The organism is Parabacteroides sp. TM07-1AC (assembly GCF_003480915.1).
Lineage (GTDB): Bacteria > Bacteroidota > Bacteroidia > Bacteroidales > Tannerellaceae > Parabacteroides > Parabacteroides chongii.
Window position 1 is genome coordinate 195,476 of the sequence record NZ_QUKD01000004.1, and the last position, 17,780, is coordinate 213,255.

General features: G+C 39.0%; 8 protein-coding genes. 4 read left to right on the top strand and 4 right to left on the bottom strand.

The features are described from left to right. Nucleotides 1-9 precede the first annotated feature (9 nt). The 4 genes from DXD68_RS10780 to DXD68_RS10795 form a co-directional block, all read right to left on the bottom strand. Nucleotides 10-3,033 (bottom strand): SusC/RagA family TonB-linked outer membrane protein, encoded by a 3,024-nt coding sequence (locus DXD68_RS10780; protein WP_255419284.1) that lies wholly within the window; start codon nucleotides 3,031-3,033, stop codon nucleotides 10-12. A gap of 195 nt (nucleotides 3,034-3,228) precedes the next feature. After that, nucleotides 3,229-4,374, bottom strand: coding sequence for an AAA family ATPase (locus DXD68_RS10785; RefSeq protein ID WP_122357342.1), 1,146 nt, complete (start codon nucleotides 4,372-4,374; stop codon nucleotides 3,229-3,231). A gap of 278 nt (nucleotides 4,375-4,652) precedes the next feature. Next, complete coding sequence (locus tag DXD68_RS10790; protein WP_122361511.1) at nucleotides 4,653-6,248, bottom strand: RagB/SusD family nutrient uptake outer membrane protein; 1,596 nt, start codon at nucleotides 6,246-6,248, stop codon at nucleotides 4,653-4,655. A gap of 29 nt (nucleotides 6,249-6,277) precedes the next feature. Beyond that, nucleotides 6,278-9,214, bottom strand: a complete 2,937-nt coding sequence (locus DXD68_RS10795) for a SusC/RagA family TonB-linked outer membrane protein (protein ID WP_233577099.1) — start codon at nucleotides 9,212-9,214, stop codon at nucleotides 6,278-6,280. Between the two features lie 588 nt (nucleotides 9,215-9,802). On the opposite strand from DXD68_RS10795, the gene DXD68_RS10800 reads away from it, so the two are divergent. The 4 genes from DXD68_RS10800 to DXD68_RS10820 all read left to right on the top strand — a co-directional run bounded on the left by DXD68_RS10800 (nucleotide 9,803) and on the right by DXD68_RS10820 (nucleotide 17,745). After that, nucleotides 9,803-12,979 carry a SusC/RagA family TonB-linked outer membrane protein gene (locus DXD68_RS10800; RefSeq protein ID WP_122361512.1) on the top strand — a complete coding sequence of 1,059 codons (3,177 nt, stop codon included), beginning with the start codon at nucleotides 9,803-9,805 and terminating at the stop codon, nucleotides 12,977-12,979. A 22-nt stretch (nucleotides 12,980-13,001) separates the two neighbouring features. Beyond that, nucleotides 13,002-14,582, top strand: coding sequence for a RagB/SusD family nutrient uptake outer membrane protein (locus DXD68_RS10805; protein WP_122361513.1), 1,581 nt, complete (start codon nucleotides 13,002-13,004; stop codon nucleotides 14,580-14,582). A gap of 503 nt (nucleotides 14,583-15,085) precedes the next feature. Beyond that, complete coding sequence (locus DXD68_RS10810) at nucleotides 15,086-16,249, top strand: site-specific integrase (RefSeq protein WP_122361514.1); 1,164 nt, start codon at nucleotides 15,086-15,088, stop codon at nucleotides 16,247-16,249. Between the two features lie 224 nt (nucleotides 16,250-16,473). Further along, nucleotides 16,474-17,745 (top strand): replication-associated recombination protein A, encoded by a 1,272-nt coding sequence (locus tag DXD68_RS10820; RefSeq protein ID WP_122361516.1) that lies wholly within the window; start codon nucleotides 16,474-16,476, stop codon nucleotides 17,743-17,745. Nucleotides 17,746-17,780 lie beyond the last annotated feature (35 nt).

A 17,780-nucleotide genomic window follows, 5' to 3' on the forward strand; every position in this document is an offset into this window, starting at 1 on the left:
TACAATAAATTAGAATGTAACACTGATACCTCCTGACAAACTACGGAGTGCAGAATATTTTGCACCTACGGCATCATCATTACCGAAGTATGCAACACCTAAGTTCTGGCGAGCATCAAGACCTTTTCTGGAAGCGATAAGTGCCACGTTATCTCCAGAGAAGAAGATACGCAAGTTATTTACCATAAATTTAGTTGTCCATTTTTTCGGGAATGTATATCCTACCATCACGCTATTCAAGCTCAAATAGTTAGAGCTCTGAAGGAATCGTGAAGACAAATCCTGATTTCTCTTATCTGCACTGCTGATACGAGGGATATTGCTGCCTTTATTGGTTTCACTCCATGCATTCAAAATATCTTTGTGCCAGTTAGTACCTGCTGTATTTGCCTCACCACTGTGCATCAACTGTTGGTAAGAATAGTCGTACACTTTACCACCCAATTGATAAGACAATCCTACAGAAACGTCAAATCCGCGATATTGAACAGAAGTACCGAAACCTCCGTATATCTTAGGCAAAGTAGAACCTAAATCTGATTGCTTGGCTGCACTGAAATCATCAGTAGTAGTCATGTCTCCATTATCCGGATCTACATAATATAAAGCCTTGCCTGTTTCAGGATCAACGCCTGCATCTTTAACCAAATATGCGTTATACAAAGAACCTCCGACATTACGGATAGTTACAGAACTCTTGATACCGCCATTATTCTTTGCTGTCTCTGCCAGATCAAGAATCTTGTTCTTATAATGAGTCATGTTCAGATTGAATGACCATGTCAAATCTTTCGTTCTGATAATATCAGCATTCAAATCTAATTCAACACCTGCATTTCTCATAGAACCAACATTCATCGGGATCGTTGAATAACCTAATGAAATAGGCACCGGCTGGTTGTAAAGCAAATCGACTGTCTTACGGCTGAAATATTCGAAACTACCGCTTAATCTTTCTTTGAACAAGGTAAATTCAAGACCGGCATTAAAACTATATGAAGTTTCCCAGGTTATATCCTTATTACCTTTGTAAGTAAATGATGTTGCAAAATCACCAGCACTGTTAGATACAGTATACTGATCCAAATAAGCATAATAGTTAGGAGTAATACCATCTGTAAGCAACAAGTTGTCATTACCTTGTACACCATAACTGGCTTTTATCTTCAACAAGTCGATCCATGTAGCATCCAGATTCTTGAAGAACTCTTCCTTGTTCATCAACCACGCAGCACCAACACTACCGAAGTTACCCCAACGGTGATCCGGGTGGAAACGTGAAGAAGCATCGCGACGATAAGAAGCAGAAGCAAAATACTTTCCATCATAGTCATACTGAACACGAGCCAGAATACCGAGTGTAGAATAAGTATCCGTAGAGGAACTTACAGTCGGAGGTGTTTGGATAGCATTGCTAAGTTCACCAATGAACGGGTTATAAAGTTTTTTGTTTGAACCTTCCATTTTCTGGATTTTCAGATTATAAGATTCATAACCTACCAATGCGTCGATATTATGTGAACCGAAACTTTGCTTATAAGTAAGCAAATATTGCTGGTTCAAACCGATATTTCTTTCATTCTTAACGTTTACATAACCTTCAGAACCAACAGCTCCGCCATAAAAAGGATTGTTCAGGATAGAACTTCTTTGGTTACTTGAGTTTACACCGACATTTGCTGTAAACTGCAAGCCTTTATACAAATCAACGATTGCGTAAAATTTAGTATTCAATACATCTGTATATGCATGGAATTTATCCAGTTCCAAAGTTACGCCCGGATTAGCCATAGGCATGAAAGGACGAACCTGACCTGTAGAGTTACCAAAGTCATAAACAGTATAACCGCGATTATCCACCTTTATGCTACCGTCATTATTTCTTACATAGATCGGATAAACCGGAGCAATCAGGTCGGTAATATAGAAAAGGTTACCAGATGAACCCCATTTGTCCTGAGCATCCGGAGCCTTACTGTCATAATATGTATAAGCCATATTTGCACCAATCTTCAACCAGCTCTTTGCCTGGTAGTCTACTTTTGAACGCCCTGTATAACGAGTAAAACCTGAGCCGGAAATAATACCTGCATCATCCAAATAACCTAAAGAGAAATAATAATTGATCTTTTCAGAAGCACCTGATACTGTTGCGTTATATTCCTGACGTAAATTTCCTTTATTAAAAGTATTATCATACCAGTCATCCGGTGTATAATAATAAGAACCATCACTGTAACCTAATGTTGCATTAGGATTGATACGACCGTCTGTACCGATAAAATCTTCTCCGTTAGGAGTAGTATAAACCTGATATCCTACTCCACCATTGTCTGAAGAGAAAATATTATTCAATGCATAAGCACGAGCATCCGCAGCACTTCCTCCGGCATAAGCTTTGCTGTTATACAGAGCCTTGTATGCTGTTTCATAATACATGGCAGGGTCTTTCATTACATTATATTGAGGTACGGCACGTGAATTGCTACCCCATTTTGCATCGACAGTTACTACTGCTTCTCTAGCAGTACCTTTTTTAGTTGTAATCAATACAACACCATTTGCACCACGTGCTCCGTAGATTGCACTGGCAGAAGCATCTTTCAGTACACTCATCGATTCGATATCGTTCGGGTTGATCGCTGCAATATCACCATCATAAGGAACGCCGTCAACTACGTATAAAGGAGAACTGCTAGAACTCATAGAACCAATACCACGGATACGGATAGTAGCAGCTTTTCCCGGTTGTCCGTTTGCACTCACACCCTGTACACCGGCTACCTGACCAGCCAAAGCATTTGTAACGTTTGCAACTTGGCGTTCTGCAATCTTTTCTGCTTTCATTGTAGATGCAGATCCTGTGAACGCTGATTTCTTTGCCGTACCGTAAGCTACGACCATTACTTCTTCCAAAGCCTGTGAACTAGACTCCATTAGTACCCGCAGTTTAGGCTTAATTGCCAATTCTTGGGTTTCCATACCCACGTACGAAATTACCAGAGTCTTTGCAGAACTACGTTTATCTGTAATATATTGATAATCAATGTATTATAATTTGCGCGTAAATCTCTGTCAATCCAATAAATACCCCTATCCAAACAGCTTAAACTAATGGATTATTTTTTAGATCTATTGAAATCTAACTTATGATAATTTATACTGAAAAAAGAAAGTAGAATTTGAGTAGCTAATTTGCATACTCAAATTCTACCTAAAAGGAGGTGTTTACCGTAGTGAACCTGTATAAATATTTTTTATCCAATATTCAAAAACAGGATCCTGAAGTTCGGTTATATTTCCGGGTAGAATGTCTATTAAATCTTTTTCCAAAGTCGCCTTTCTTAGATTTTTTATATTTGCAGAAGTTCCCAGTTTATATTTTGTAAGAACATCTTTCGACGAGAAATTTGTGACACCATCTGCCACCGCCAATAAAAAATTAATTTGTTTGGATGTTAATGTGTCTATTATATTGGCAAACAGAAGACTTAACTGACCTGTCAGACTTAAGAATGCTTCATCGAGAATACTGTCGGTACACTTTTTTTCTGTACGTAACCAAACTTGTTGGCTTAACTGCTGAACATAATATGGATGATCCTTTACCCTGGCTGCTATTTGATTACATAATTCTTTTGAAATTTCTTTTCCGGTATCGGAAAAGCGACTGGAAATAAATGAAATCCAATCTTCCCTTCCTATCTTGTGAAGAAATAAAATGTCCCCGAATTTATAGAATGGCATGCTATAGTCATTAAAAATATCCAGTAACATATGCCGTTTACTCCCGTAAAGACAATAACAGACAGAAGTTTGTTTCTGCCAATGAGCGCGCAGTTTACGTTGGAAAGCCAAAGAATCTTCGTATTCATTGATATTTTGGAATTCATCGATACAGACAATGATTTTTTTCCCGGTATCATTCGCTATGACTTGCGGTAAATCCAATATTTCATCATATCCCATCTTATTATCCTTAAAACTTATTCCGAATGAAAACTCATAGGTTTGACTACTGTCTGATACTGAAATAAGCGGAGCCATTTTTCCTAAATATTTTTTTACACCGGATACAAATTCTTCCCAGGCAGAGGTTGAAACTTTTAGCAATGCATTGGCAAAAGCAACATAAAATTCTTCTTCTGTCCGGCAGTTAAATATGTCTACCTGACAAATAATAAAATCCCTACTTGAACTTTGAAGTATTTGTGCCGTCTTACTTACCAAAGAAGTTTTCCCCCAACGGCGTGGAGAAATAATGACGGTATTAACCAAGCCATTGAAATTTTGGGTAAGCAACTTAACCTCTTGTACCCTGTCTGTAAAATTATCTTTATCGGCTATGCGGCCATACACAAAAGGAGTATTCATAACTTTTATCTATTTTTCGATTGAAACAAAGGTAATTAAAACAGATGTAACCAACAAATTTGAAATCAATTGATTTCAAATTTGTTGGTTACATCTGTTTTTTTACGTTAAAATATTTACCCGGACACTTTTTTTCTAATTATCAATTTGTCACTACCTTACCGGGTAAATCGGATTAATATACCAGGTAAATGAAAATACCTTGGCGACTAATATTTTTTAACATATCTATTTAATGCATAAAGACTCGAAAATATATCTTCTTGTCAATATGAGGTTTATTCCCAACCCGCATTTTGCTGTTTTGCCAATGTCGGATTTCTTAAGATATCATTCAACGGAATAGGCCAAATAAAACGTTTGTCTGTATAAGGAATAAATTTCTTACTGGAACTATACCATTCAGATTTAACTTCTCCGTTTACAACGAATGCACCTACGCCCTTGCTGTTGTTGTATTCAATTTTAGCCGGGATACCACCGGAAGGGAATAGATCGTCATTTGCAAGACGATGAATATCTTCCCAACGACGGCCTTCACCGTGAAATTCAATACGACGTTCCCAAAGAATAGCTTCTAACAGCGCTTTGGTATCAGCGAAATCTGAAGCCTTGTAACTTTCCTGTGCCGGATTTGCCAGTGATCTGTTACGCACTTCATTCAATTTTTCAAGAGCCAATGTCTTATTGTTACTACGTGCTGCTGCTTCTGCTTCATTCAGAAGAACTTCCGAGTAACGAAGAATCGGAGCCCATGCGTCCTGAGAAGTAGGATCCTGATATTTATCACAGTAATAATATTTGTCGGATTCACGGTATAGTAGCAAGTTACGCCGCTTGTCGTCTTTTGTCCAGTATTTGGAGTTATAAACGGTAGGAGATGAAGTTATAATGGCACGTCCTCCGTTACGACCCGACATCATCTGACCTAAAGAACCATTGACGTCCGGATTATCTTCCGTAGTATGTTCAATCGAGAAAACAGATTCTTTGTTATCAGCACTTGAAGTAAACGGAGTAACCGGATCTGCTTCCAATTGGAAACGTCCGCCATCCAGTTTTTCAGCTTCTTCGATAACTTTAGCCCAATTCCGCATATGCAAGTAAACACGGGTCTTTAAAGCAATAGCAGCCCCTTTAGATGCGCGGGATATCTTGCCTGCAGTGACAACCTCCGGCAATAATTGTTCTGCATCATCCAGATCTTTAATGATTTGTGCATATGTTTCAGCAACAGTTGAACGACCGATCAGCAAAGCCTCCTGAATGGCTTCCGGTGTATTGATTGCCGTAATATAAAGCGGCATACCATAATTATTATTACCATCCACATTGTAAGGGAGTGCATAATGAACCATCAAATTATGATATGTTAAAGCACGTAAAAACAGGCATTCGCCTTTATATTGATTAGCTGTCGCTTCATCGAGTATGCCATTGCTACCGGCATATTCCTGACCTGCATAAACTGTATTGTAACGGTTTATGGCCTCAAAAGAAGTCTCCCACATAGCGACATTATTTGCCGTAGACAAATTGTAGGTCGCAGAATAGGTGTAATCGTAAAATACGGCTGTCAAGTTCATATCTTCGCCTCTCATTTCACCTTGTTGTATGCTGGCAGCCCCGAATGGATAACCACGTTGCCAGCCATTGTCTGAGTTGATATACATGCCGCACTGGGCTGCATCATAAGCACCGATCATAGATAACTCACATCGTGCCGGAGTACCGTAAGCTGTCAAATCGGAGAATTTATCGACCGGAGATAGATCCACCACATCGCTTTCACAAGCAGTGAATAAGGGTAGCGAAATTAAGGCTGCGCCCAATGCTACAACTGATATATTTTTATATAGTTTTCTATTTAGCATAATTGTAATTTTTCTACTGTTTTATAATCTTAGAATGTAACATTTGCTCCAAAAGTAAACGAACGCTGCTGAGGCATACCATTCCAGTCTACGCCCAGACGAGTGTTAGTTTCCGGGTCCAAACCTGAGTACCCGGTGATAGTGAACAAATTCTGAGCCTGTGCATACACACGTACCTTTGTTATATTTATTGCCGATAAAACAGATTTCGGCAAAGTATATCCCAAAGCCAGGTTAGACAGTTTCAGGTAATTTCCTTTTTCAACGAAGTGAGAGTCAGTGAAACCGTCATTAAACAAGACAGACTGGTCATTATAACCGATTCTTGGAGTCATACCATCACCCGTTTGTGTAGGAGATACCCATCTGCCTAAAATTTCCTTACCGTTATTAGCAAATTCCATATTCATCAAAGCGCTCTGGCGAGAGGCATTCATGATTTTATTACCGCCTGAGAAACGAAGGAATACATTCAAATCAAAATCTTTATAGGTTATTGTATTGTTCCATCCACCATACCAGGTAGGCATAGATGAACCTAATATTTTACGGTCGCTGGATCCTAAAGAGGATGGTTTGGATACGTCTTTAGCATTGGACGGATCATATTCAACATAGTCATACGAGCCGAATGTATCGAACTGAACCAGGCTGCCATCAGCTTTTCTCCAGATAGGGTTACCATTTACCATATTGACACCGTAATAGTCGTATCCGTATAGTGAACGATAAGACTCACCTTCGCGAATAATTGTATAATTGTCAATGATATCAGTTCCACCATACAATGACTTAACTGTATTCTTTACAGTAGAGAAGTTCAATTCTGAACGCCAGTTCCAATCTTTCGTTGAGATAACTGTTCCACTTACGGTCAGCTCAAATCCGGAGTTCTTAATTTTACCAATGTTATCGTAATATGAATTGTAAGGAATACCCATTGTCGGAGGAGTCGGAACTTCCAATACAAGGTCTTTTGAATTTTTCTGCCAATAAGCCAGCTCAAATGTCAGACGGTTGTTGAAGAAAGAACCATCCAGGCCTAAATCGAAAGTTTCGGTCGTTTCCCATTTCAGGTTGTTATTACCCATGCGGTTCCAGGCAACACCGGATTGCGAGCCGTACAGTTTCGCTCCATAAGTTCCCAAATACGGGAAGTTATTACCCAAATCTGAATTACCTAATGTAGCGTAGCTGGCACGAATACGCAAATCGTTGAACCATTCGTTCACCTGAGAATCTTTCCAGAAGTTCTCACGGGATAAACGCCATGCAACAGAAGCTCCCCAAAACGTACCCCAGCGAGTATCTTTCGGCAAACTGGACAATCCATCGTAACGGATAGATGCACCTGCATAATATTTACTATCATAATTGTAGTTCGCACGGAACATATAAGAAGCAAGCCCGTTAAATGTTTTGTATCCGCCGATATCTTTTATTCCAAAAGTATTGGAGATAATATGGTCTGTAAAGAACCTGTCGGACAACTGCTGAACGGCAGCATCTGTATATTCATACTCACTGTGAGTGTATTCCTGAACAGCTGTTGCACTTAAATTATGCACATCGTTAAATGAACGGTTAAAATTCAGGATATTTTGCCAGTTCCAGTTTTCGTAAGTTGTATTTACTTCTTCAAGCAAACCTTTACGTCCATAACCGTCACCTGATTCAGAATCCCAATACATGAAGTCTTTTACATTAGAGATATCGAGACCTCCCTGAGTTTTCAGTGTAAGTCCGTCTATAATAGTGATCTCAGCCCAACCACCACCGATGGTACGTGTATTGGTAGAGCGGTTCACATTATTATCCAATGCCCAAACGATGTTTTGAATACCATTGTCGATATAAGAAAGATTGTTTCCGCGTCCCAATGTTTTACGGCTTTCTTTATCAATATTGTAACCTGTTACATCATTAGGATCGAAAACGGCCACATTCGGAAGCATACGAACTCCGGCAAAACCTACACCACCCAGTGAGTTTTCCGAATTTGATATACCATTCAATTTGGTCCGGCTCATTTGGCCATTCAAACCAATACGTAACCATTTTGTTGCCTGCTGGGTCAAATCGGCTTTCAAAGTCAGACGATTCATATCATTTGAACGAACAATACCTTCCTGCTCTGTAAACCCGAAAGATACATAATACTGACTTTTGTCTGTACCACCGCTGGCAGCAACGTTGTGATTATGCTGGAAACCGGTCTGGAAGATATAATCGTTCCATTTTGTATCAGGATCTGAAGCATTATAAACCGCTTGTCCTTTCTCATCCCAGTTCTCTAATTTTTCATTAGCGATCATGACAAAATCTTTTGCACCCAAAAGATCATGTAATTTAGCTGCACTGGCTGCACTTACATATCCGTCATAAGTAACTTTAGCACGTCCTTTTGTTCCCTTTTTCGTAGTGATCAAAACAACGCCATTCGCTGCACGTGAACCATAAATGGCCGTAGCAGCACCGTCTTTTAATATTTCAACTGATTCAATATCATTCGGGTTTATATCCGACATGGCATTGAATGAAGCATACAACTGTCCCAGACCGGTTTTACCATCTCCATTGTCTCCGGTAGCGATAGGCATACCGTCTACAATAAACAGTGGTTGTGAGCTGGAGCTGATGGTACTCATACCGCGAACCTTAAACTGAGGTCCAGCACCGAGTACTCCGCTAGGGGTTGTAACTTGTACCCCGGCAGCACGTCCTGCCAGCTGGGTATCAAATGAGGATGCTACCAGGTTGCTAAGCGCTTCGCCTCCAACTTTGGCGATAGAGCTTGTAACATCTTTCTTGCGTTGAGTTCCATAGCCTACAACGACAACCTCATCGAGGTTCTGTGTATCTGATTTCAACTTGATATAAACCCTGGAAGACACCGCCAGCTCTTGAGTTTCCATACCTACGTAAGAAACGACCAGCGTCTTTGCAGAACTATGTTTTTTATTCACTTATCACCCATCATTCATGATGAGCAGACTCAGGGGAGTACATTACTATATAGATATGGGTAACTTTTATGCACTTTTTATCTTATTAATTTAGAAATAGAAATATTCTTGATTACGACTTTTTTTAGAGTAAAAAAATAAAAGATCAAGATGCTTTATACGAAAAATGAGTATTGAAAAAGATCCATGCGGCGTTACGTTTCAACAGTGCGTACTGTATTTCTGCATAAATTTAGGGCAAAAAAAGCTTTGTCTTTTCTACCAAAATGGACCCAACACCTTTTTAGAGCATGATTTACTTACCTAGAAGAATAAACAAGGTCCGGTTAAAAATAAGAAAATTTAAACTATCAGCCCTGTTAATTTATGAAATAGGAAGATGAATAATTATCAGAAAACAGCCATTTGAAGGACTATTTAGTTAATTAACAGTCTGTTTTTTGTAAATTCCTGTTACATTTGTAGTGTTATAATAAATTTATTATTACATTTGCAGCTTCTCAGATATGTTTTAGAATAGGTTTTAGGCGAATTATACATAATATAGTACAAATTAGTTATCTATAAGTTAAATAAAAAAGTGTGTCTATGAAGAAGTTGACTTATCTTCTATTTTGCCTGTTTTTAGGCATTGGATTGGCTAATGCTCAGACGACCAAAGTAACAGGTACTGTTATTTCGGCGGATGACAATGAGCCAATTATTGGTGCATCGATTGTCGTAAAGGGTACGATGGTCGGTACAGTGACTGATTTTGATGGTGCGTTCTCTTTGGATGTACCAAGTTCTGCAAAGACTTTGGTAATTTCGTACGTAGGTATGAAAAGCCAGGAAGTAGCTGTAAAACCAGTATTAAATGTAATGTTGGAAGGTGATAATCAAGTGCTTGATGAAGTTATGGTTGTTGCGTATGGTACTGCAAAGAAATCTGCATTTACCGGATCGGCTGCAACGATTAAAACCGAAAAGATTGCAGCACGTCAGGCAGCCAACCTGACAGGTGCTTTGGCTGGTCAGGTTGCCGGTGTACAAACAACCAACAATAACGGACAGCCAGGTAAAGATGCTGAAGTACGTATCCGTGGCATCGGTTCTATTTCTGCCAGCAATAAGCCATTGTATGTAGTGGACGGTGTTCCTTACGATGGCGAAATTTCAGCAATCAGCACTTCTGATATTGAATCGATGACAGTGTTGAAAGATGCAGCATCGAATGCTTTGTATGGTGCTCGTGGTGCTAATGGTGTAATCTTAATCACTACTAAAAAAGGTAAGTCCGGTGATGCTCGCGTGACATTTGATGCTAAATGGGGTGTTAACAAACGCGGTATTCCTTCATACGAAGCTGTAACAGATCCGGGTAAGTTCTATGAATTGGCTTATGCGGCTATTTATAATGGAGACTTGGAAGGATATGCGGCGGCGGGTGATCTAGCTAATGCAAATCTTTATGCAAATAACGCTATGCTTTCCAGCAGTTATTTAGGATATCAAGTATTTACTTTACCGAATGGTGAACGGCTGATCGGCATGGATGGTAGATTGAATCCGAATGCAAAATTAGGATACAGTGATGGTACATATTATTATAAACCTGACAACTGGAGCGATGAATTGTTCGAAAACAATACCCGTCAAGAATATAACTTGAGTGTCAGCGGAGCTACTGAAAAAATGAACTATTATATGTCTGCAGGTTATTTGGATGATAAGGGTATTGTTCCGAACTCAGGTTTTCAACGTTATACAGCTCGTTTGAAAGCGGAATATCAAGTGAAATCTTGGTTGAGAATGGGTGGTAATGTCTCATTTACTCATTATGACAGCCGTGAACAGGATACAGAAGGTGGTACTTCCAATGGTAATGCTTTCTATGCTGCTAATATAATGGGGGCTATTTATCCGATGTATATCCGTGATGCAGAAGGAAATATCATGACTGACAATCGTGGTTACAAGCGCTATGATTACGGATCTGATACAAACTTCAGCCGTGAAAACGTAGTTCCGAATGCGAATCCGCTGGCTAGCTATATGTTGGATAAGAGAAACTATTCTGGTGATGTAGTAAGCGGTAAATGGTTTGCTGATATTGATATTTGGGGTGGCATTAAAGCTAAAATCAATATCGGTGTTGATGCAAATAACGTACGTATGAGAGATTTAATAAATCCATTTTACGGACAGTATTCAGAAACAAGTGGTGTTGGTGGTATTATCAATACTGAAGCTACTCGCTCATTCAGTACAAACCAGCAGTATTTGTTGACTTACAATAAGACATTCAATGATGTTCACAATTTGGATGTTTTGGCAGGTCACGAAAACTATAATTATAAGTATTCTTATCTGTATGGTAGTCGTGAGAAGTTGTATAACCCGAATGTTCCTGAACTGAACAATGGTATCCTGAACCAGAACAATGCATCTTACACAAACAATTATGCTACAGAAGGTTGGTTGTTCCGTGTACAATATGATTATGATGGCAAATATTTCGGTTCTGCTTCTTTCCGTCGTGATGCTTCTTCTGCTTTCCATCCGGATAACCGTTGGGGTAATTTCTGGTCAATCGGTGCTGGCTGGTTGATGAACAAGGAAGCTTTCTTAGCTGATCAGAATTGGATCGATATGTTGAAGTTCAAAATTAGCTATGGTTTACAGGGTAATGATAATCTGATGTTTCAAGGTGGTTTATACCGTAACTACTATCCTTATATGGATCAGCTAACCTTATCTAATAGTAATGGCGATTTTGCAACCTCTTTGTATTATAAAGGTAATCCGGACATCACTTGGGAAACATCACACAGTTTCAATACCGGATTTGACTTTAATTTCTGGGGTGGAAAGTTAAGTGGTACTGCTGAATACTTCTCACGTAAGACAACTGATATGCTTTACTTTAAGCCGGTTTCTCCGTCTATGGGATATTCCCGTTATCCGGAAAATGTAGGTTCAATGGTAAACCGTGGTGTTGAAGTAGATTTGAACTCTGCTATCATTGATACAAAGAATTTTAGCTGGAATATCAATTTGAACTTGACGCATTTTAAGAATAAAGTGTTGGAATTAGCCCCTGAATTGAATGGACAGTTGATTGATGGTTCTCGTATTTATCGTGAAGATGAATCTATGTATCAACTTTATTTGCCTAAATATGCGGGAGTTAATCCGGAAACAGGTGAAAGCCAGTGGGCATTATTGGAACCGGATAAAGATGGTAATACAGTTACTACTGAATATTCTGTAGCTTCTAATAATCGTTTTGCTACAGGTGATATTTTGCCGAAAGTATATGGCGGTTTTGGAACTAGCTTCACTGCTTACGGATTCGATTTCTCTATTGCATTTGCTTATCAGTTAGGCGGACGTGTTTTGGATTATACCTATCAAGGTTTGATGAGTGTTGATGCTCAGGGATCTGCTTGGCATAAAGATATGTTGAATGCCTGGACTCCGGAAAATAAAAATACAGATGTTCCCCGTATGAATGTACAAGATCAGTATGCTAACAGATTGACGGACCGTTTCCTGACAAGTTCCGATTATTTGAGTTTACAGAATATCACATTCGGTTATACATTGCCGAAATCATTGACACGGAAGTTCCAGGTTGAGGGTATTCGTTTGTATTTCGTAGCAGATAATGTTGCATTACTCACAGCGCGTAAAGGGCTTGATCCACGTCAGGGTTATGTGTCTTCTGATAATGTTTATTCACCGATCCGCACTATCTCAGGCGGTATCTCTTTGAATTTCTAATCCGTAAATGTATTTAGAGAATATGAAAATGACAAATAAATATTTAATGTTCGCAGGTGTTGCTTTAGCACTGGCTTCCTGTGATTTGGATAAATTGCCGGAAGGTCAATATGTAGGTGGCGAACAAAACGAGGATATTATCGAACAGCGTCCGAATATGGTGATAGCTGGTGTGAATGCAATGTCAGCCCAGTTGAATGTATTCGGCACTATTTCCGATGATGCAAATACATATCACAATGATTATGGTATAGCAGCCGTTTTCCAGTTTTATGATCAAAGTTGTCAAGATATGCCTTGTACGACTTCTGGTTATAACTGGTTTAATCGTTCTCAGAATTATTCAGATCGTCTTTATGATAGTTCTGAAGGCGAATTGATTTGGAAGACATATTATAACCATCTGAAAGCAGCAAATGATGTTATTGCATTGACAGAGGGGACTGATGATCCCACTATGTTGGTTTATCGTGGTCAGGCTTTAGCTGCCCGTGCTTTCGATTATCTGAATTTAGCTCAGACTTATCAATTTACATATGTTGGTCATGAAAATGATCTTTGTGTTCCGATCATTACAGAAGGAATGACAGAAGAAGAAATGCAGACGAATCCGCGTGCTACAGTTGCTCAGGTTTATGAATTGATTATGTCTGATTTGAATCAAGCTGTTGAATTATTGGCAGGTAATGATAACGGTACAAATAAGGACAAGATTGACGAAGCTGTTGCTTATGGTCTGCGTGCTCGTGCCAATCTGTTAATGCAGAAGTGGGCAGATGCTGCTAAGGATGCAGAAAAGGCTTTGGCTGGTGGAACTCCGTATTCTTTGGCTGAAGTGTCAAAACCGGCTTTCAATTCAGCTTCTGCTGATTCCTGGTTGTGGGGTGTGATGATTACTCCGGATAATGATGTTGTAACGACCGGTATCATCAACTGGCCGTCGCACTTGTGTTCATTGACTGGTAACGGATATACAACTTTGACAGGTGCATGGCGTTATGTAAGTTCTGCATTATATAATCAGATTCCGGATACAGACATCCGTAAACAATGGTTTATTTCTCCGGATACAACCTCTACTTTGGTTGATAATGCTTCAGTTGGAGGTGAATCTGTGATTGATTATTTTGGTTTGACACCTTATGCTAATGTGAAATTTGGTGCTTATCAGGATGTAATGGGTAATACGACCAACTCTCAGGACTGGCCTTTAATGCGTGTGGAGGAAATGTACTATATCAAAGCGGAAGGTGAAGCAATGTCCGGAAACGTATCTGCAGCAAAACGTACATTGGAAGATTTCGTAAAAACGTATCGTAATCCGTCATACAGTTGTACGGCTTCTTCTGCTCAGGATTTGCAGGATGAAATTTGGTTGCAACGTCGTATGGAATTTTGGGGTGAAGGTTTTTCTTTGTTCGATGTTTTACGCCTAAAAAAACCTATCGTACGTAAGAATACGAATTATGCTGCTATTGTTCAGTATAATATAGAACCGGAGTCTCAGATTTTGATTTATCGTATTCCGCAATGTGAAATGGAAACCAATAAAGGTATTGCAGATAAAGACAACAATCCTGCAGCGCCTCAACCTACTGTATAAGGTAGTTTTGATATATTGATAAAAATGTTGTAGATGCTTTGAATGATTATACAAACAAAGCATTTACAACATTTTTTTTGGGTAGAAGAACATCTGTTTTTTTCTTGCTTTAATCCCCGGATATATAATAATCTGATACTATTTCTCTTATGAATAATCAAAAAGAGTTACATTCCAATGATTTTTCTTTCTAACATTAGAAAATAATAATAATCTTGTTTTGTTTTTAGAACCGAGTGGGCAAAAAAGGCTTTTTTGTATCCATTTTGGAAAGCTACTTCTTGTTTTTTGTTTTTTATGATTAGTAAGTCTCTTTTATCTTTGTACACTCATAGTAGAAATGAGTTTTCCGGATCATTTGTTTTTTAAGGCAAGGGTAAGACGTGATATCGTCTTTTCGGAACTCCGGTAAATATGTAATAACAAATTTTTAATTTGTCTTAGACATAAGAAAGAACTAATTATTGTTCCTTCGTGTTTCATTCAGAAAATAATTATATATCATGGAAAAAGTAATTTATAACTTGGTGTTCAACCGTAAAAAACAGTTGAACTCAGAGGGTAAAGCTTTGATTCAGGTAGAAGCCTACCTGAACAAGCAGAAAAAGTATTTTTCGACAAAGGTTTATGTCAAGCCTTTTCAGTGGGATGCAAAGAGAAAAGCAGTGAAGAATCATCCTAATATGGAGTCTTTAAATCAGTATCTGACTAATTTCATTGCAGAATTGGAACAGGTGGAGCTTGAAGTTGCTCATAGTGGTAAAGAGTTTTCTTTGAGTGATCTGAAAGAGAAACCTGATGCTGGTCAGACTTCTTTTTCTTTGTTTATGAAAAATGAGATCACTCAGAGTAATCTGAAACAGTCAACGCTGAAGAATCATTTTTCGACATTACAGGTGTTGTCTTCGTTTCAAGCGGATGTGAGTTTCAATGATCTGAGCTTTAATTTTCTTTGCGATTTCGAGCATTATATGCTGGTAAATAAATATCATCGGAATACGATTGCTAAACATATGAAGCATTTGAAGCGCTACATAAACCTGGCTATCAATAAGGATCTGTTTGATTTGCACCGTTATCCTTTCCGCAAATATAAAATAAAGTATATGGAAAGCAAACGAACTCATCTTACACCGGAAGAATTGGAGCAGTTGGAAAGTTTAAATCTGAAAGGTCGCCGGACGCTGCAACGGACACTGGATATGTTCTTGTTCAGTTGCTATACTGGGCTTCGTTTTTCGGATATCGTAAGTATCACGAAGGATAATTTTCTCTTTATCGAAGATAAAGTCTGGTTGATCTATTCATCTGTTAAAACAGATGTCCATGTTCGTCTGCCTTTGTTCTTATTGTTTGATGGGAAATCTCTTCCTATCTACGAGCGTTATAAGAATAATCCGTGGACCTTGTTCGATATGCCAGTCTCTTCCAATTCGAACGTGAACAAGCAATTGCGCCGGATTTGTAAGATGGCGAATGTAGATAAGAAAGTCTCATTCCATACGGCCCGGCATACGAACGCTACATTATTATTATATAACGGTGCAAATATTACGACTGTACAGAAGCTTTTAGGACACAAAAGTGTGCGTACAACAGAGATATACAGTAATATTATGGACATGACTGTGGTTCGTGACTTATCGAGTCTGTCAAGTGTTAAATGATATTGGATAATGGCATTAGGGAACGTGGAAGAAATGATGGAGGGATTTCTGTGTTCTCTAATGTTTGTTGACAAAATGCTAGTATTGTATATGTTTGACTTTGGTATTAGGGTTAATCAGTTGACTTTTTGTTATAAAAATCTGTTCTCAAACATTTGTTTACGGATTAATTTTTACGCTGGTTATGCTTTGAAAAGTAAATAAAATATCCGACTTTTGTCTGCATGATGAATCAACCTTTAGCAGAGAGATTACGTCCGAAAACACTGGATGATTATATCGGACAGAAGCACCTTGTAGGGCAAGGAGCCGTGTTGAGGAAAATGATAGATGCTGGCCGGGTCCCATCTTTTATTTTGTGGGGACCACCGGGAGTAGGTAAGACCACACTGGCACAGATCATTTCCAATAAACTGGAGGCACCTTTTTATACATTGAGTGCTATCAGTTCGGGTGTGAAGGATGTACGTGATGTGATTGAAAAAGCAAAGAGCAATCGTTTTTTCAATACGGTATCGCCTATTTTATTTATTGATGAAATACATCGTTTCAGTAAATCCCAGCAGGATTCTTTGTTGAATGCTGTAGAAACGGGAGTGGTTACGCTGATCGGGGCTACAACGGAAAATCCTTCTTTTGAAGTGATCCGTCCGCTATTATCCAGGTGTCAGGTTTATGTATTGAAATCGTTGGATAAAAGTGATTTGCTTACCTTATTGAATCATGCGGTCAAAGAGGATATCGTATTAAAAGAGAAAGATATTGTCCTGACAGAGACAGATGCTATGCTTCGTTATTCGGGTGGAGATGCACGGAAATTACTGAATATACTGGAACTGGTCATATCGGCAGAAGAAACGGATAAGATCGAGATAACGGATCAGAAAGTAGTAGACCGTTTGCAGGAAAATCCAGCAGCATATGATAAAGGCGGAGAGATGCATTATGATATTATTTCAGCTTTTATCAAATCGATCAGGGGAAGTGACCCTGATGGAGCTATTTATTGGTTGGCACGTATGGTGGCAGGAGGGGAGGATCCGGAGTTTATTGCCCGGAGGCTGGTAATCTCTGCATCGGAGGATATAGGATTGGCTAACCCCAATGCGTTATTGCTGGCGAATGCCTGTTTTGATGCTTTGAAGAAGATCGGTTGGCCGGAAGGGCGTATCATCCTGGCCGAAACGACAATTTATCTGGCCAGTAGCCCTAAAAGTAATTCTGCCTATATGGCAATCAATGACGCATTGGCTTTGGTAGAGCGTACTGGTAATCTTCCGGTTCCGCTTCATTTGCGGAATGCTCCGACGGCTTTGATGAAGGAGTTGGAGTATGGGAAAGAATATAAATATGCACATGATTATAAGAACAACTTTGTTGAACAGGAATATTTGCCCAAGGAAGTATTGAATCAACGCTTTTGGAAAGGGCAGAATAATCCGGCTGAACAGAAACTGATTGAACAGATGAAAAAATTGTGGGGAGATCGGTTTTAGTAATTGACAATTGATAATTGAAAGCAGAAAATTGA